This is a genomic window from Streptomyces sp. Wb2n-11 (assembly GCF_001049855.1).
GTDB lineage: Bacteria > Actinomycetota > Actinomycetes > Streptomycetales > Streptomycetaceae > Streptomyces > Streptomyces altiplanensis.
Genome location: NZ_CVPB01000001.1, coordinates 4,913,631 through 4,930,589, shown reverse-complemented (window position 1 = coordinate 4,930,589; position 16,959 = coordinate 4,913,631). Strand labels below are relative to the sequence as shown.

Annotated in this window: 14 protein-coding genes and 1 pseudogene; 8 read left to right on the top strand and 7 right to left on the bottom strand. The window is 72.6% G+C overall.

Features of this window, described 5'->3' with window-relative positions; translation table 11 throughout:
* Window positions 1–228: 228 nt before the first annotated feature.
* The gene (locus BN1555_RS22395; protein WP_093801049.1) at window positions 229–2,364 is read right to left on the bottom strand and encodes a bifunctional glycosyltransferase 87/phosphatase PAP2 family protein; all 2,136 of its coding nucleotides are present in this window, start codon (window positions 2,362–2,364) and stop codon (window positions 229–231) included.
* Window positions 2,365–2,767: 403 nt separating this feature from the next.
* Between BN1555_RS22395 and proP the strand changes: the two genes are divergently transcribed.
* Entirely contained in the window at window positions 2,768–4,153 is a 1,386-nt protein-coding gene (gene proP, locus BN1555_RS22390; protein ID WP_255306448.1) for a glycine betaine/L-proline transporter ProP, read from the top strand.
* Window positions 4,150–4,482 carry an antibiotic biosynthesis monooxygenase family protein gene (locus BN1555_RS22385; RefSeq protein ID WP_093801048.1) on the top strand — a complete coding sequence of 111 codons (333 nt, stop codon included), beginning with the start codon at window positions 4,150–4,152 and terminating at the stop codon, window positions 4,480–4,482. The genes proP and BN1555_RS22385 overlap by 4 nt, the downstream gene beginning before the upstream one ends.
* A gap of 143 nt (window positions 4,483–4,625) precedes the next feature.
* Here BN1555_RS22385 and BN1555_RS22380 read toward each other — a convergent pair whose 3' ends face one another.
* The 3 genes from BN1555_RS22380 to BN1555_RS22370 form a co-directional block, all read right to left on the bottom strand.
* Window positions 4,626–5,747, bottom strand: a complete 1,122-nt coding sequence (locus BN1555_RS22380) for an amidinotransferase (protein ID WP_093801047.1) — start codon at window positions 5,745–5,747, stop codon at window positions 4,626–4,628.
* A 127-nt stretch (window positions 5,748–5,874) separates the two neighbouring features.
* Window positions 5,875–6,381 carry a hypothetical protein gene (locus tag BN1555_RS22375; protein WP_093801046.1) on the bottom strand — a complete coding sequence of 169 codons (507 nt, stop codon included), beginning with the start codon at window positions 6,379–6,381 and terminating at the stop codon, window positions 5,875–5,877.
* Window positions 6,381–7,040 (bottom strand): hypothetical protein, encoded by a 660-nt coding sequence (locus BN1555_RS22370; RefSeq protein ID WP_093801045.1) that lies wholly within the window; start codon window positions 7,038–7,040, stop codon window positions 6,381–6,383. The genes BN1555_RS22375 and BN1555_RS22370 overlap by 1 nt, the downstream gene beginning before the upstream one ends.
* 100 nt (window positions 7,041–7,140) lie before the next feature.
* Between BN1555_RS22370 and BN1555_RS22365 the strand changes: the two genes are divergently transcribed.
* A complete protein-coding gene (locus BN1555_RS22365; RefSeq protein WP_093801044.1) occupies window positions 7,141–7,617 on the top strand; it encodes a GNAT family N-acetyltransferase in 477 nt (158 codons plus the stop codon).
* A 176-nt stretch (window positions 7,618–7,793) separates the two neighbouring features.
* On the opposite strand, the pseudogene BN1555_RS22360 reads toward BN1555_RS22365, so the two are convergent.
* A pseudogene (locus BN1555_RS22360) lies at window positions 7,794–8,069 on the bottom strand (MFS transporter); the annotation flags it as partial.
* Window positions 8,070–8,216: 147 nt separating this feature from the next.
* Here BN1555_RS22360 and BN1555_RS22355 point away from each other — a divergent pair.
* On the top strand, window positions 8,217–9,287 hold the full coding sequence (locus BN1555_RS22355) for a peptidoglycan-binding domain-containing protein (RefSeq protein ID WP_093801043.1): 1,071 nt from the start codon (window positions 8,217–8,219) through the stop codon (window positions 9,285–9,287).
* Between the two features lie 174 nt (window positions 9,288–9,461).
* Window positions 9,462–10,124, top strand: coding sequence for an HAD-IA family hydrolase (locus tag BN1555_RS22350; protein ID WP_093801042.1), 663 nt, complete (start codon window positions 9,462–9,464; stop codon window positions 10,122–10,124).
* A 231-nt stretch (window positions 10,125–10,355) separates the two neighbouring features.
* Here the strand turns inward: BN1555_RS22350 and BN1555_RS22345 are convergent, their stop codons facing one another.
* Both BN1555_RS22345 and BN1555_RS22340 read right to left on the bottom strand, forming a co-directional pair.
* On the bottom strand, window positions 10,356–10,937 hold the full coding sequence (locus tag BN1555_RS22345) for a TMEM165/GDT1 family protein (protein WP_093801041.1): 582 nt from the start codon (window positions 10,935–10,937) through the stop codon (window positions 10,356–10,358).
* A 247-nt stretch (window positions 10,938–11,184) separates the two neighbouring features.
* The gene (locus tag BN1555_RS22340; RefSeq protein WP_093801040.1) at window positions 11,185–11,988 is read right to left on the bottom strand and encodes an ABC transporter permease; all 804 of its coding nucleotides are present in this window, start codon (window positions 11,986–11,988) and stop codon (window positions 11,185–11,187) included.
* A gap of 173 nt (window positions 11,989–12,161) precedes the next feature.
* Between BN1555_RS22340 and BN1555_RS22335 the strand changes: the two genes are divergently transcribed.
* The 3 genes from BN1555_RS22335 to BN1555_RS22325 all read left to right on the top strand — a co-directional run bounded on the left by BN1555_RS22335 (window position 12,162) and on the right by BN1555_RS22325 (window position 16,785).
* Window positions 12,162–12,848: an HNH endonuclease family protein gene (locus tag BN1555_RS22335; protein WP_093801039.1), complete on the top strand. Its 687-nt coding sequence runs from the start codon at window positions 12,162–12,164 to the stop codon at window positions 12,846–12,848.
* 100 nt (window positions 12,849–12,948) lie between these two features.
* Window positions 12,949–14,628 carry an alkaline phosphatase D family protein gene (locus BN1555_RS22330; protein ID WP_093801038.1) on the top strand — a complete coding sequence of 560 codons (1,680 nt, stop codon included), beginning with the start codon at window positions 12,949–12,951 and terminating at the stop codon, window positions 14,626–14,628.
* Between the two features lie 240 nt (window positions 14,629–14,868).
* Window positions 14,869–16,785, top strand: a complete 1,917-nt coding sequence (locus BN1555_RS22325) for an FAD/NAD(P)-binding protein (RefSeq protein ID WP_093801037.1) — start codon at window positions 14,869–14,871, stop codon at window positions 16,783–16,785.
* The last annotated feature ends 174 nt before the right edge of the window (window positions 16,786–16,959 follow it).

The window sequence follows — 16,959 nt, the reverse complement described above, 5'->3', positions numbered from 1 at the left end:
GCCATGGTAACCACGGAACGTGATGCACCAGGGCCACGTCCGCCTTTGCCCCCGGCTCCTGCGGAGATCGTCCCGTTTTGCCCCGCCCGACTGAAATAGTCGGTCCAGCAGATCAACTGGACTGGATCGGCGGGGAAAGGGGATCCGGGCAACAGAATCAGCAGCGGGCCGTGACCCACCGCCCCGACGGGGGCCGGGGCGGTGGGCGGAAGTCGTGCCGGTGCGCGCCTACTTCGGCGTACCGGAGCCGGATCCCGCGCTGCCCGCCGGGACTTCCCTGCCGTCGGACCTGCCGGCGCCGGGGAGCGGAGCTCCGGGCGCGGGCAGCTGCGGCGCGGACGACGGCTGCGGCGCGGGCGGCCCGGACGACGGCTGCGGCACGGACGGCAGCTGCGGCACGGGCCGGAGGAGCTTGCGCGGGCCGGCCAGGACGTACGTCAGGCCGAAGCCCGCGCCGACCACCGCCGCCCCGCCCACCGCGTCCAGCACCCAGTGGTTGGCGGTGGCGACGATCGCGCACACCGTGAAGAGGGGGTGGAGCAGGCCCAGCAGCTTCATCCACGGCTTCGGCGCGATCAGGACCACGACCAGCCCGCACCACAGCGACCAGCCGAAGTGGAGGGAGGGCATCGCCGCGTACTGGTTGGTCAGGGCGGTCAGCGCGCCGTACTCCGGGCTCGCGAGGTCCTGCGGGCCGTGGATCGTGTCGATGTAGCCGAGCCCCGGCACCAGGCGGGGCGGCGCCAGCGGGTAGAGCCAGAAGCCGACCAGCGCGAGCACGGTCGCGAACCCCAGCGAGCTGCGGGCCCAGCGGTAGTCGGCGGGGCGGCGGGCGTACAGCAGGCCGAGGATCGCCAGCGGTACGACGAAGTGGAACGACGAGTAGTAGAAGTTGAAGAAGGCTTCCAGCCAGTCCGTCTTCACCACCGCGTGGTTGGCCCAGCGCTCGATGTCGATGTGCAGGAACCGCTCCACCGAGACGATCTGCCGGGCGTGCTCCTCGGCGGTGGCGCGCCCGCCCGCCGCGGCGGTGCGCACCTGCGAGTAGAGGGAGTAGCCGGCGCGGATCAGCAGCAGTTCGAGCAGCAGGTTGGGGCGAGTCAGCACCCGGCGCCAGAACGGCGCCAGCGGCACCCGGCTCCAGCGGGCCGGCGCCGGCGCCGCGCAGTCGGTGGGGACGGGCCGGCTCCAGTACGGCGAGGTCCGCGACACGAAAGGCACCGCGCAGGCCGCCGCCACCGCCGCCACCAGCAGCGCGTTGTCGCGGACCGGCACGAGCGGCGCCACGTTCGGCAGCAGCATCGTGCCCGGCAGCGTCATCACCAGTACGACGGCCGTCGGCCACACCATGCGGTCCGATGCCCGCCTGCCGACCCGTCCGACCACCGCGAGCAGCACCCACAGCAGCTGGTGCTGCCAGGCCGTCGGCGACACGGCGACCGCGACGCAGCCGGTCAGCGCCACGGCGAGCAGCAGCTGGCCGTCCTGGGCGTAGCGGACCGCGCGGCGCAGTCCCAGGACGACGACGGCCGCGGCCAGCAGGAGGAGGAGGGCGATCTCCAGCGGGCCTTCCAGGCCGAGCCGCAGCAGCGCTCCGTGCAGTGACTGGTTGGCGAGGCTGTCGGGGCGCGCGCCGAGCCCGGCGCCGGCCATGTGGTGCACCCAGTACGTCCAGGAGTCCTGCGGCATCGCCGCCCAGGCCAGGCCCGAACAGACGGCGAACGTGGCGCCCGTGGTGAGCGCGGCGCGTCTTCGTCCCGTCAGCCACAGCAGCGGCGCGAACAGCAGCACGGTGGGCTGGAGGGCGGCGGCGATCCCTATGAGGACGCCGGAACCGCGTTCCCCGCGCGCCTGGAAGCAGCCGAGGAGGACGAAGAGGACGGGGATGACGCTGGTCTGGCCGAGGTGGAGCGTATTGCGCACGGGCAGCGACAGCATCAGCAGGCTGATGGCGACGGGCGCGGCGAGCAGCGCGGTACGCCGCGAGACGGGCCCCGGCAGGGCGCGGGCGGCGACCACGCCCAGTACGGCGACGAGCAGCAGCGTCCCGAAGGTCCAGGCCACACCGAGGCTCTGCTCGGCCGAGCGGGCGAGCGGTTTCAGGACGAGGCCGGCGAAGGGCGTGCCGTTGAAGCGGTCGGTGTCGTAGAGGGAGCCGGTGACGTGCAGCACACCCCGGTCGCCGATCCAGGTCTCCAGATCGGTGAAGCGCTCGCCCGGCGGCGTGCGCAGGACCGTCGCGACCTGCCGCACCGCCAGTGCGGCCACGACGGCCCACAGCACGATCCGTGCCGCGCCGACCCTGCCACCGGCGCCGATCGTACCGACGGCTCCGCCCGGTCCGCCCCGCTCCGCATTCGCCATGTCGCGCCGACCCTCCCCACCTGTCCCGCACCCGCGTGCACGGTGCGTAGAGCGTCGCACTGCCCCGTACGGAAGACGCAGGCAACCCCCGATTCGCCTGGCCGTCATCCGGTTTTGTCCGAAGGACGACTCCTTCCACGATCCTCGTTCCACCGGTGGAGCGCGAGATGGATCACAGACGAGGGGTGCGGGGCAGACCCGGTGTACGGCACGTTTGCCCAGCTGGCGGGTGGTCGGGTGAACGAAGAGCGATCAACTCCGCACCATCCGTAAAGACCGGTTAAGCACCTATGGTCTTTTTGGGCCGCCCCGACGAGGCGGCTCATGCCGTGCCGTCCCACACGAGAAAGCGCAGGCGGGCAAATTCGTGCCGACCCCCACACCCGTTGACCCCCGATCCGCCATCACCGACACCCCCGACATCACCGTCACCGATCCCGCGATGGTCAGGCGGGCGGTGAAGGCGGCCGCCCTGGGCAACGCCATGGAGTGGTTCGACTTCGGCGTCTACAGCTACATCGCGGTGACGCTCGGGAAGGTCTTCTTCCCCTCCGGCGACCCCACCGCGCAGTTGCTGTCGACGTTCGGAGCATTCGCGGCGGCATTCCTCGTACGGCCCGTCGGGGGCATGGTCTTCGGCCCGCTCGGCGACCGCGTCGGCCGCCAGAAGATCCTCGCCATCACCATGATCATGATGGCGGCGGGCACCTTCGCGATCGGCCTGATCCCGTCGTACGCGACGATCGGCATCTGGGCGCCCGCGCTCCTCTTCCTGGCCCGCCTGGTCCAGGGCTTCTCGACGGGCGGCGAGTACGGCGGCGCCTCCACCTTCATCGCGGAGTACGCGCCCGACAAGCGCCGCGGCTTCTTCGGCAGCTTCCTCGAATTCGGCACCCTCGCCGGCTACATCGGCGGCGCCGGCCTGGTCACCCTGATGACCGCCCTGCTCAGCGCCGACGACCTGGTCTCCTGGGGCTGGCGCATCCCGTTCCTGATCGCGGGCCCGATGGGCATCATCGGCCTCTACCTGCGCCTGCGCCTCGAAGAGACCCCGGCCTTTGCCCGGTTGGAGAAGGAGGCGCGTGCGGACCAGGCGGCCCGCAAGGAGAAGGCGGGCCTGAAGGACACGCTGATCGGACAGTGGCGGACGATGCTGCTGTGCATCGCGCTGGTGCTCGTCTTCAACGTCACCGACTACATGCTGCTCTCGTACATGCCGACGTACCTCACCGAGCAGCTGGAGTACGACGCGACGCACGGCCTGCTGGTGGTCCTCGGCGTGATGGCGCTGATGATGTGCGCGCAGCTCTTCATGGGCCGTCTCACCGACCGCGTCGGCCGCCGTCCGGTGATCGCCGCGGGCTGCGCCGGTTTCCTGGTCCTGTCCGTGCCCGCCCTGCTGCTGATCCGCCAGGGTTCGCTGCTCGCCATCGCACTCGGCATGGGCACGCTGGGACTTCTGCTGGTCTGCTTCACCTCGTCGATGCCGTCCGCGCTGCCCGCGCTCTTCCCGACCAGGGTGCGCTACGGCTCGCTGTCGATCGGCTTCAACGTCTCGGTCTCGCTCTTCGGCGGCACGACGCCGCTGGTCGTCACCGCGCTGATCGGCGCGACCGGCGACATGATGATGCCCGCCTACTACATGATGGCCGCGGCCGTCGTCGGCGGCATCGCGGTGTTCTTCATGACGGAGAGCGCCCGCAGGCCCCTGCCGGGTTCGCCGCCGTCGGTCGCCACGCAGGAGGAGGCCCGCGAACTGCGGGCTTCGTACGGCAGGATGGCCGCATGAGCATCGTGAAGATCAATGTGCTGAGTGTGCCCGCCGAGCAGCGCGAGGTACTGGAGAAGCGGTTCTCGGCGCGGGCCGGGTCCGTGGAGAACTCCGACGGCTTCGAGTGGTTCGAACTGCTGCGGCCCGTCGAGGGCACCGACCAGTACCTCGTCTACACCCGGTGGGCCGACGAGGCGTCGTTCCAGGCCTGGATGGAGGGGCCGATGAAGGCCGCCCACCAGGGTCCGGGCGCGGGTGAGGGCGGCGAGCGTCCCAAGCCCGCCGCCTCCGGTTCCACGCTGTGGTCGTTCGAGGTGGTCCAGCAGGCCGCGCCCAAGGGCGCTTAGGTCTCCCGCAGCGGCAATTCGCCCCCGGGCCGCGCCGGCCCGGGGACGGCACCGGCCACTGCCCGGCTTCGGCCCTGTGCCCCGTACCCGGACCGATCCGGTACGGGGCACAGCCGTTTCAGCGCTCCCGGACCGGCGACCGCTCAGTCGAAATACGATTCGAGCGTGCCGCGGCGCCGGACGTCGAGTGTCGCGCAGTGGAACGAGCCGCCGAACGGCGCGTAGTGCAGCAGGTCACAGGGGATCGGCTCGAACCCCCACGCTTCGAGCGCGCGCAGCATGCCGGTGTGGTGCCGCTCCGCGATCACCCGTTTCTCGTCGACCATGAGAATGTTCATGCTGAGCCACTTGCCGCACATCGAGGTGACCTTGAGCAAGCGCTCGTCGATCGGGTCGGGCTCGGGAGCGATCAGGACGTCCCACGAACTCAGGACGTCGGGCAGACGGTCGACGTCGATGTATTCGGGATTGACCAGCACCTTGCCGGGCGCGAGCACGAGGAACGTCGTGTCGATGTGCATGGGCGTGCGGCAGCGGCTCTCGATCTCGTGGATGCGGTAGCCGGAGCCGAGATGACGGCGCAGCCAGTCGATGCCCATGCCGTTGGTGACGTTGCTCCGCGTGACGAACACATCGCGTCCCGCGCGCACGAAATCCGCCGCGTCGAACACCGGCTCGAACTCGGTGAGGATGTAACGCATGGGCTCACCGGCCGCGGGGACACGGAAATCCACCTCGAACAGTTCGTCGGTGAGCTGTGGTTTCGGTGCCGCCGTCCAGCGCGCGCCGCGCCGGAAATAGTCCTTGAGGATCGTGCGGTAGGAGTGCGTCTCGAAATACCGGCACGGCCACGCCATCGGGGTCTCGATGATCTCGTCGCCGATCACGAGCATGCTGTCACGCGGACAGGTGTTGCAGAAGCCGCGCGACGACCAGTCGGGGGTGCTGAAGCGCTGTCTGTGGTCGACCGCGTCCGGGCGCGTGACCGTGACGCCGAGGGACCCCAGGAGGGCGATGAACTGGTCGAGTTCCTGCTGCGCCCGTTCGATCAGCGCGCGCGGATATTTGAAACCGGCGGCAAGTCCCTGCAACCGCGCCGCCCATGGCGGGATGTTGCAGGTCACGACCGGATGATGGGAGGGAATCGTCGCGCCGTCGAGACGCCCGACAATGATCTCCTCCAGTGGATCCCATTCGTTGTGCGAACTGACCGGCGAAACGAGGGATTCCGCAGCGTTGGCGTCGGGCTTCTGCACTGTCGCCATGCTCAACCGCTTTCGGTCGCAGAATTCAGTGGCTCATTACATCCAGTACGTTACCCAAAGCGAATGCGCAGAGCTGTTCGCGGCACCGGGCAGATAATTCTGCCCGGTGCCGCGAACAGCCGGAACCTCATATCCGCAGAAGACGCTCCGTCACTTCGCGGTACGTACGCAGGGCCACCCGCAGTTCCTCCGTCTCGGCCTCGCGGTCCCTGCCCGCCCAGGCCGTGCGGAGGGAGCCGCGCCGTTCGGCCACGGCTTCGGTCAGGCAGCGGGCCGCCTCCTCGAAGACGCTGTCGGCCTCCTCGACCGAGCGTCGCGGGCCGTCCACGAAGGCGTTGACTGCCTGCTGGAGGCGCAGGGCCAGCTTGTCGCGTTCGCCGTGCGGCAGGAGCCCATGAGGGGCGGGTTCCTGAGCGGCCGCCGCGGAGGCGGAGGCGGTCTCGTGACCGGGGCTGTGACCGGGACCGGGGCCATGACCGGTTTCGTGACCGGGTTCTGTCGTCGCGTGCCGGGCGGTCTGCCCGGGCACGGTGAGCGGCGGTGGCGGCGGCTGCGGGGGGTGCTGCTGCGGTTGCTGCTGCGACGGCGGCTGCTGCCGCTGTGCACGGTTGGCCGCGTCGGTCTCGTACGTCATTACGCGCCACTTCCCTTCGCGTGGTGGCCCCGGCCCGGCGACCACGAGACGTGGGAGCGGGCCCGGCCGGAACGGTCACGGTCACGGTCGCCGGCGTGGTGCGGACGGTGCCGGCCGCTGTCCGCCGGCTTGGCGGTGACCAGCGCCTCGAAGAGCTCACGCGCGTCGAGCATGGCCTCGCGCATCTGCTCCGTACTGCTGTCGGTGTGCGCCGCACGGTGGATCCTGCGGTAGCCCTCCACATGTCCCGCGTGGTGCACGGAGAGCGCGGAGACCTGCTCGTCGTACTGTTCGTCGGCCGGGAACCCACGGTCGGCCGCGAGCCGTGCCAGCAGCCGGTCGGCCTCGGCGGCGGCCTGGCGCGGGGAGTCCACGAACTGCTCCTGGACACCGGCCCATCGGGCGACGTACTGCTCACGCGTCTCGGGGGGCAGCGGCCGCGGTTCCAGCGACCCGTACCGCTTCACGCGCTCGTCGAGCTCGCGCTCGGCCGCCTTGGTGTCACCGTCGTGGCGGGCCACGGCCCTGTCGTACTCGGGGCCGAATCGCCTCTTGAGCCCGCGACCGCCGCCGCCCCTGCCCGGTCCGGCGACGACGAAGACGGCGACGACGGCGATGACGACCACCGCCAACAGGGCGATGATCCAGAGTGTGGACATGGCTGCCTTCCCGGTTCTCGTTCCGTCAACGGCTTGTTACGCAGCGGGTTGCCCGTAATCCGTTGGCCAAACGGCCGGGCGCTCCGGTACAGACGTGACCATGACCTGGAACGTGACCCCTGAGCGCTACGACACCTCTGAGGCGACGGCGCTGCGCCGCGCCTACTACGACGAGGTGGCCAGCCGCTACTGGGGTCGCCCCGCGACCGCGCGGGAGGTGGACGAAGGGCTCGCCGGCGACGGCGTCGAGCGGCTCACGGCGCCCACGGGCGAGTTCGTCGTCGGCCGGTACGACGGCGCGGCCGCCGCCTGTGCCGGGCTGCGCGTGATGGACCCGGACACCGCCGAACTGACGCGGGTGTACGTACGCCCCGCCTTCCGCGGCACCGGCGGCGGCGCCCTGCTGCTGGGCGCGATCGAGACGGCGGCCCGCGGCTTCGGCGTCAAGCGCGTCCGGCTGGACACCCGCGACGACCTGGTGGAGGCGCGGGCGCTGTACACCCGGCACGGGTACGCCGAGGTCCCGGCGTTCAACAACGGCCCGTACGCCGAGCACTGGTTCGCCAAGTCCCTTTAGCCCCGCAGGGCGGCCCGGCCGCCGTGGGAGCGGGTGCCACGGGACTCGGAGCGCGACGGGTCTCAGAGCGTGTGGTCGGACCTGGGCGCCGGGGCGTACGGGCGCTCCTCGTCGGAGCCGCTCACCTCGGCGCTCAACTCCTTGACCAGCTTGATCAGATCGGTCGGCCGGTCGGGTCCCCACCAGTCGCCGAGCTTGCCCCACAGGGGCGTGGCCGCGGTCGCGGCGAGCATGTACGCCGTGACGACCCAGGACAGGTGCTCCATGCCGCCGAGTTCACTGACGATCGTCGGCAGGGCGGTCGAGACGATGGTCTGGTCGAGCGCGGCGAGCAGCATGCCGAGGAGCAGCGCTCCGATGGCTACGAGAATGGTCCGCCGGCTGTCACCCGTGCCTGTGCCGGGGCCGGCGGCCGGGGCCGCGGCGGGGGCGCCGCCCGGTTGCTGGGCCATGGACTTCTCCTCGGGTCCCCTGGGAGTCGTGCACCCTTTCCATCCTGGGTGGTGCGGGCGGATACAGCCTGCCGAGCGGAGCGCACCTGCTGGGAATCCCCCGGCGGATCTGCATAATCGCTGGCAGTTCGAAGGAGGGGACCCAAGATGAACGGACACATATGTCCCGAGTGCGGTACGGGCCGGGGGGCCGCGTCCGACGACGCGGGCAGACCCGGCTGCGGGTGCGCGGAGCGTACGGCCCGGGCCGTACGGGCCGAGCGGTCGGCCGAGATCGCCGCGGCGGAGGATTTCGATCCGCTGCGGATACGCCCGTACGTGACGCTTCAGGAGACGGACGCCGGGGCGCCGTTGCCGTCGTCGTCGTACGCGGGGCCTGGGGGCGAAGCGGCGATGACGATGCCGCCGGAGGTGCTGGACGGGCCGGGGGGCGGGCCCGGGGACGATGCCACCGGCGCCGCCGGCACCACTGCCCTCATGGGCGCCGTGCCGTCGTACGGACCTCCGTCCGGCGCGGGCCCGGCACACGGCTCCGGCTCCGGCGGGGAGCCGCCGGAGCCCCGCGGGCGGCAGCGCAAAGGGCCGGTGCCGTGGCTCGCGGTGGGGGCGGCCGCTGCCGCGGTCGTGGGCACCGCGGTCTTCGCGGGCGGACTGTTCTCCGGGGACGACGAGCGGGAGCGCGCACTGCCGGACACGGTGACCGGCGTGCCGAGCGCGAGCGACGGCCCCGAGACGTCCGCGTCGGAGTCCGGCGCAGGGTCGCGGTCTCCGACTCCCTCGCCGTCGGCCTCGGCCTCCGCGTCGGTCTCCCCGTCCGCCTCCGCGTCCACGTCCACGTCCGCAGAGGCGTCCGCACCGGTGTCCGCCTCCGCATCCGCCTCGCGCTCGGCCGCCGCGTCCCCGAGCGCTTCCGCCGGCTCGTCGAAGCCGGCCGCGCCGGCGACGCCCTCCGCCGTACGGACCACCACCACGGCGGAGGAACCGCCGGAGCCCGCCGCCACGCTGAGGAGGGGCGACCGGGGCCCCGAGGTCGCGGAACTCCAGGACAGGCTGGCGCAGCTCTGGCTCTACCGCGGCCGGAGGAACGGTCGCTTCGACGGCCGGGTGGAGGAGGCCGTGCGTACGTACCAGTCGTACAAGTACATCCAGGGCGACCCGGAGGGAACCTACGGCCCCCACACCCGCCGCGCGCTGGAGGCGGAGACGGAGGAGCCCTGACGGGCCATGGCGTTCGCGCCGCGGCGCAGCCTCCGCCGGCGCCCCGGCAGGGGGCGGGGTGGCGCTGCCCCCGACTCTTTTGTATCGTGATGGAACAAAGTGGCCTCCGCTCGTTTTCCCTGACCGGCGGGCGGGGCCGCTTGTTCTCTTCCCTCCGCGCTCTGGAGTACGCCGATGCCGGCCAGCACCGTTCTGAACGCCCACGCGCTCCTCCTGGACATGGACGGCACGCTCGTCAACTCCGACGCCGTCGTGGAGCGCGTCTGGCGCCGCTGGGCCGAGGCGCACGGCCTGGACCCGGAAGAGGCCCTCAAGGTCGTCCACGGCCGTCAGGGGTACGCCACCATGGCCGTCCTCCTCCCGGAGCGCCCCGTCGAGCAGAACCACGCCGACAACCGCGAACTCCTCGCCCAGGAGACCGCCGACGTCGAGGGCGTCGTGCCCGTCCCCGGCGCCCCCGCCTTCATGGCCGCGCTGGCCGGCCTGCCGCACGCCCTGGTGACCTCGGCCGACGAGGGGCTGGCCCAGGCCCGTATGACGGCCGCCGGGCTGCCGATGCCGCGCACCCGCGTCACCGCCGAGCTGGTGGGCGCGAGCAAGCCGGACCCCGAGGGCTTCCTGAAGGGCGCGGCGGAGCTGGGCCACGCCCCGGCCGACTGCATCGTCTTCGAGGACTCCGAGGCGGGCATCACGGCGGGCAGGGCGGCCGGGATGCGCGTGGTGGGCGTGGGGCCGCGCGCGGCCGTCCACGCCCCGACGGTGCACGTGAACGACCTCACGCAGGTACGGATCGAGGCCCTGCCCGACGGCACGCTGCGGCTGCACGTCACCGCCTGAGAGCGGGCGGACGCCGGGGCGCGCCCGAGGGCGGCCGCCCGGTACCGGGCCTTCGGGAAGCCGGCCCGGTGCGAACAGCGCCGCTCGGGTTGGGCCCGTCCGGGGCGGGCGTGCCCCGGCCCGCACCGGCAGCCGCCGAATCGCGCGCCGGCAGGGCTGTGCGGGCGGCGCCGGGACGGACCGGCGGCAGCGGAGGCAGGGGCGGGCCGGGAAGCGGCCGAGGGGCGGCGGTCAGCCGACGGCGGCCTCGTACAGGCTGAACGCCGCCAGTGCCAGCATCAGCGCCGCCGCCACCTTCGTGATCAGACTCAGGGGCACGTACTTCATGAGCGTGCGGCCGCCCACGATGCCGATGCCCGCGACCGCCCACAGGGCCAGCACCGCGCCGATGCCCACGGACACCGGGTTGTCGTAGCGGGCCGCCAGGGTGGCCGTCATGATCTGCGTGAGGTCACCGAACTCGGCGACCAGGATGAGCATGAAGCCCGCGCCCGAGACCTTCCAGAAGGACTGGTCGGCGGGGGCCTTGACCTCCTCCTCGCCGTCGTCCTTCTTGAAGAGCAGCACCATCGCGCCCGCGAGGAAGAGGACGCCCACGACGGCCTGCACCAGCCGGTGCGGCAGCAGGGTCAGTACGCTGCCCGCCGCGATGGCGAGGGCCACGTGGACGGCGAAGGCGGCCGCGACGCCCGCGAAGACGTACGACGCGCGGTAGCGGGTGCCGAGCATGAGACCGGCCAGGGCGGTCTTGTCGGGGAGTTCGGCGAGGAAGACGGTGCCGAAGGTGATCGCCATGATGGTGAAACTGATCACGGGGGTGGGGTTCCTCAATCGGTCGGGCTGCCCGCGCCGAGGGGAACCTGCGTGAATCAGGGGTCGCTTCGGCACGGCAGCGTCGTGGAAAGACAACAACACTGCGGCCGAAGGTCTCGCTGGCGGACGTGGTTCCGTGTCCGCCTCCGGGCGCCGGCTGAGGCGTGCTCAGCAGTATGTCGACGGTCCGGCGAAGAGCTACTCCCCTTCTGCTCCGTACAGGGTACGCGAACGGGCTCCGGCCCCCTCAGGCCCCTTGGTCCCGGTGCAGCCGCCCCCGCGCCACCAGTTCCAGCACCGCCGCCACCGCGATCGCCTGCACCGCCATCAGCGCGACCAGCACGAACAGCTGCACCACCCCGGCGAGCAGCGGCGAGGCGCCGCCCAGCAGCATGCCGACGAAGGCGCCCGGCAGTGTGACCAGTCCCACCGTCCTGGTCTGGTCGAGACCCGGCAGCAGCGCGTCCGAGGCGGCGGGGCGGGCGATCTCCAGCCGGGCCTCGCGGTCGACGAGGCCGAGCGCCAGGCCCGCCTCCACCTCCCCGCGCCGTACCGCGAGCTCGTCGAGCGCCCGCCGCCCGCCCAGCACCGTCGCGGTGAGCGCGCCGCCGATGAGGATGCCGGTGACGGGGACGAGCGCGATGCCGTCGACCGGTACGAGCCCGGTGAGCACGAGCGCGGCCACCACGGGGACGACGCCCGCGCCGATCGGCACGGCGGCCCACCACCAGGTGCCGTTGGGAGTGACGCGGCGCCCGGCGGTGCGTACGGCGACGGCGTACATCAGGGCGAGGAAGGCGAGCAGCAGCCATCCGGAGCGCACGACCCAGCCGATCAGGAGGGACACGGCGGCGAGCTGGACGGCGGCCCGCAGGCCGGCGGTGGCGACGGAGCGGGCCCGGCCGCGGGATCCGTCGCCGGAGAGGCGGGCGCAGGCGACGACGGTCACCGCGACCGCGAGCAGCACGGCGAGGGCGGCTCCGAGCACGGGGCCGACGGGCAGCAGGACGTTGCCCGCTGCGGCGAGGGGCGGCGCTGACGAGGCGGTCACCGCCCAACTCTAGGGCGGTGGAGGAACGGTGCCGGAACGCCGGAACCCTTGATGTGACGTGTTCATGTCGTCACGCTGTTACCCGGCGCCCATCCCCCGGTAACCCGGCGCCGCCACGATGACCGGGCCCGGCGACGGGCAGTCCGGTCGGTCCCCACCACAAGGGAGTTCACATGTCAGGTGTCTACGCGCGTCGAGTGCCGCTCCGCACGCCCCGAACGCTCCGAATACCGCGCCGGATCGCCGTACTCACCGCGTCTGCCGCCCTCGCCGGCACGAGCGTCCTGCTCACGTCTTCCACCGCCCAGGCGTCTCCGCCCACCCCCGTGAGCGCCGCCACCGCCCGCACGTACCTCGGCGAGCTGACCGAGCGCGCCGAGGGCTCGTCCACCGGCTACAGCCGCGACAAGTTCCCGCACTGGATCACCCAGTCCGGCACCTGCAACACGCGCGAGGTCGTCCTCAAGCGCGACGGTACGAACGTCCAGCAGGATTCCAGCTGCGCCGCCGTCAGCGGCAGCTGGTACTCCGAGTTCGACGGCGCCACCTGGACCGCCGCGTCCGACGTCGACATCGACCACATGGTCCCGCTCGCCGAGGCCTGGCGCTCGGGCGCGAGCAGCTGGACGACCGCGCAGCGGCAGTCCTTCGCCAACGACCTCTCCCAGCCGCAGCTCATCGCCGTGACCGACAACGTCAACCAGGAGAAGAGCGACCAGGATCCGGGCGAGTGGCTGCCGCCGCGCACCGCCTACCACTGCATGTACGCCCGGATGTGGGTGGACGTGAAGCACCACTGGAAGCTGACGGTGAACTCCGCGGAGAAGAGCGCGCTCCAGAGCGTTCTGAACAACTGCTGAGCAGGAATCCCACCACCCTCCTCCGTCGTTCCGTACCGTACGGGGGCGAACCCCGCACGGGGCCGATCCCTGTACGGGACGCGACGGAGGAGGGCACCACATGGCCGGGCTGCGGCTGGGACCACTGCTGCGGTACGTCGACGGGGCCGGCGACGCCGCGACCGTCTGGGTCGAGGCGGACCGGCCGTGCACGGCGGAGGTGCGGTGCGAGGACGGAACGGGCGGCGCGGGCGGTTCGTCCCGCACGTTCCAGATCGCCGGACACCACTACGCGCTGGTCATCGTGACCGGGCTGCGCCCCGGTTCGGAGACGGCGTACGAGGTGCTGCTCGACGGGCACCGGGCGTGGCCGCTCGAAGACTCCCGCTTCCCGCCGAGCACCATCCGCACACCGGCGGGGCCGGACGAGGAGGTGCGCGTCTCCTTCGGCTCGTGCCGGTGGGCCGCGCCGGCCCACGGCGGCAAGGACCCGGTGGGGCCCGACGCGCTGAACACGCTCGCCCGGGGACTGGCCGCGGCCCCGCCGTCGGCCCGCCCCGACGTCCTGCTCCTGCTCGGCGACCAGGTGTACGCCGACGAGACGTCGAAGGCGACGCGGCGCTGGCTGGCCACGCGGCGCGATCTGCGCGAGGCGCCGGGCGCGGGGGTCGCCGACTACACGGAGTACACCCGGCTCTACGACGAGTCGTGGCTGGACCCGGAGGTGCGCTGGCTGCTCTCCACCGTCCCGAGCTGCATGATCTTCGACGACCACGATGTGATCGACGACTGGAACACCAGCGCCTCCTGGGTGGCGGACATGCGCGCCACGCCCTGGTGGCGGGAGCGCATCCTCAGCGGCCTGATGTCGTACTGGGTCTACCAGCACCTGGGCAACCTCTCCCCCGCCGAGCTCGCGAAGGACGAGCTCTACGCGGCCGTACGGGCGGCCTCCGACGGAACGGACCTCCTGCGGGAGTTCGCCTCGCTCGCCGACAACGAGCCGGCGCGCGTCCACTGGAGCTACCGGCGCGACTTCGGCCGGGTGCGCCTGCTGATGGTCGACACGCGCGCGGCCCGCGTCCTGGAGGAGGACAAGCGCGCGATGCTCGACGACGCCGAGGAGCGGTGGGTGCGCGACCAGGCGCTGGAGGACCCGGCCTCGTACGACCACCTGCTGATCGGGACCTCGCTGCCCTGGCTGCTGCCCCCGCTCATCCATGAAGCGGAGGGCTGGAACGCGGCGCTGTGCCGGGGCGAACGGGGTGCGCGCTGGGCGCGCTTCGGCGAGAACCTGCGCAGGAAGGCGGACCTGGAGCACTGGGCGGCGTTCCCGGAGTCCTTCGACCGGCTGGCCGACATGATCGCGGAGGCGGGTTCGGGTCCCGACGCCCCGGCGACGGTGTGCGTGCTGTCGGGCGACGTGCACCACGCGTACGTCGCCGAGGCGCGCTGGCGCGGCGAGGAGGGCGGTCCGGCGGCGCAGGTGGTCCAGCTGACCTGCTCCCCCGTGCACAACAGCATCCCGGCCTCGATACGGCTCGGCTTCCGCTTCGGCTGGAGCGGGACGGGCCGGCGCATCGGCCGTCTCCTGGCCCGGCACGGGCGGATGAGGGAGCCGCGGCTCGGCTGGCGGAGGACGTCGGGGCCGTGGTTCGGCAACCAGCTGATGACGCTGACGATGCGGGGCCGCTCGGCGGCGCTGCGGCTGGATCAGGCGCGGGCGAAGAAGGGCGGCGGCACGGGGCTCGTGACCGTACTGGAGAGGGACCTGACCCGGCCGGGGCGGACCGGCGGCTGAGGGTCCGGGCGGGCCGCCGGCCGACGGCCCGGACCTGCCGGCGGCCGGGATCCCGGGCGGATCCGGCGGGCGGGGTCCGGGCCGGCCCGCGGTCCGGCCCCGTGATCCTTCCCACAGCGGGTGGAGATCACCGGTACAGGGCTACGACTTCCCGTGCTCCCCCGGCATGATGATGCGAACCCTCCGCCTCCGGCGCCCCACACCGCACCCGCCGCCACACCCGTCCCGGGAGTCCACGCTTTGTCCGCAGTGCACCAAGCCATCGCTGTCGTGGGTGCCGGCCCGCGCGGCACCAGCGTGCTCGAAAGGCTCTGCGCCTCCGTGCCGGACCTGGCCCCGGACACCCGGCTGACGGTGCACGTCGTCGACCCCGCGCCGCCGGGGGCAGGCCGGGTCTGGCGTACCGACCAGCCCGCCGAGCTGCTGATGAACACGGTGGCCTCGCAGGTCACGCTCTTCACCGACGCGAGCGTCGGCTGCGAGGGCCCGATACGCCCGGGGCCGAGCCTGTACGAGTGGGCCGCCTCCCGGAGCGGCGAGGCGGCGCTCGGCCCCGACGACTACCCGACCCGCGCCTGCTACGGCCGCTACCTGGAGTGGGTGTTCCGCCAAGTGGTGCGCGGGGCACCGGAGTCGGTCACCGTACGGGTGCACCCGGCGCGGGCCGTGAACCTCCAGGACACCCACGGCTCCCCCGGCGCCCCCCAGACCCTCACCCTCGACAACGGCGAGGTACTCACCGGCCTGAGCGCGGTCGTCCTCGCCCAGGGCCACCTGCCCGTGCACCCCGGCCCGTCGGACGCGCGTCTCACCGCGCACGCCGCCCGCCACGGCCTGCGCCATCTGCTCCCCGCGAACCCCGCCGACCTCGACCTGTCGTTCCTCGCCCCCGGCGAACCCGTTCTGCTGCGCGGCCTGGGCCTCAATTTCTTCGACCACATGGCGCTGCTGACCGCAGGGCGCGGCGGCACCTTCACCCACGCCGCGGACGGCGGCCTCGTCTACCACCGCTCGGGCCGCGAACCGCGCCTGTTCGCGGGATCGCGGCGCGGCGTGCCGCACCAGGCGCGCGGCGACAACGCGAAGGGCCCGTACGGCCGGCACGAGCCGCTGCTCCTGACCCCCCGCGTGATCGCGGCCTTCCGCGCCCGCGCGGACGCGGGCGACCCGCCCGACTTCCTGGCCGAGATATGGCCGCTGGTCGCGAAGGAGGTGGAGACGGTCTATTACGAGACGCTGCTGGGCGCACACGCCACCGCCGCACCGGGCGGCGGCACCGGCTTTCGCGGGCGTTTCCTCGCCACCGCGCACCGCAGCGCCGAGGAGGCGGACGTGCTGGCCGCGTTCGGGGTGCCGCACGCGGAGCGCTGGTGCTGGGACCTGACCGCCCGCCCGTACACCGGACAGACCTTCCGCGACCCGGCGGACCACCGCGCCTGGCTGCTGCGCCACCTGCGGCGGGACGCGGCGCACGCGGCGCTCGGCAACGTGGCGGGCCCGCGCAAGGCCGCCCTCGACGTGCTGCGCGACCTGCGCAACGAACTGCGGCAGATCGTGGACCACGCCGGCCTGCCGGGCGCGTCCCGCCGCGACCATCTCGACCGCTGGTACACGCCGCTGAACGCCTTCCTCTCCATCGGGCCGCCGCGCAGGAGGATCGAGGAGATGACGGCGCTGATCGAGGCGGGCGTGCTGGACGTGGTGGGTCCGCGCATGACGGTGGAGACCGCGGACCACGCCTTCGTCGCCCGCTCCCCCGACATAGCCGGGTCCGAGGTCGCGGCCACGACGCTCATCGAGGCACGGCTGCCGGAGCCCGATCTGCGGCGTACGTCGGACGAGCTCCTCGCACGCCTCCTGAAGACCGGCCAGTGCCGTCCGCACACGGTCGACGGGTACGAGACGGGCGGCCTCGACGTCACCCGCCGCCCGTACCGCCTGACGGACGGTGAGGGGCGGCCGCACCCCGGGCGGTTCGCGTTCGGAGTGCCCACGGAGGGCGTGCACTGGGTGACCGCGGCGGGCGCCAGGCCCGGGGTCGACTCGGTGACGCTGGCGGACGCGGACGCGGTGGCGCGCGCGGCGCTGCGGACGGCGGTGACGGTACGTACGGCCGCGGTCCTGACCTCGCTGCCGACGGACCGGACCCCGACCTGACCCGACCGCTCCCTCCCGCTGTTCCGGCCGTGCTCCCGGCCCTGTTCCCAGCCGTATTCCCGACAGCCCGCGGAGCGTGACATGTCCAACATCGTCAGGCCCCTGACGATCTCGGCCGATATGGCAGGCGTACGCTGTATGGCTGTACTGCCGCCCCTGCCGCTCCCCTGCGAC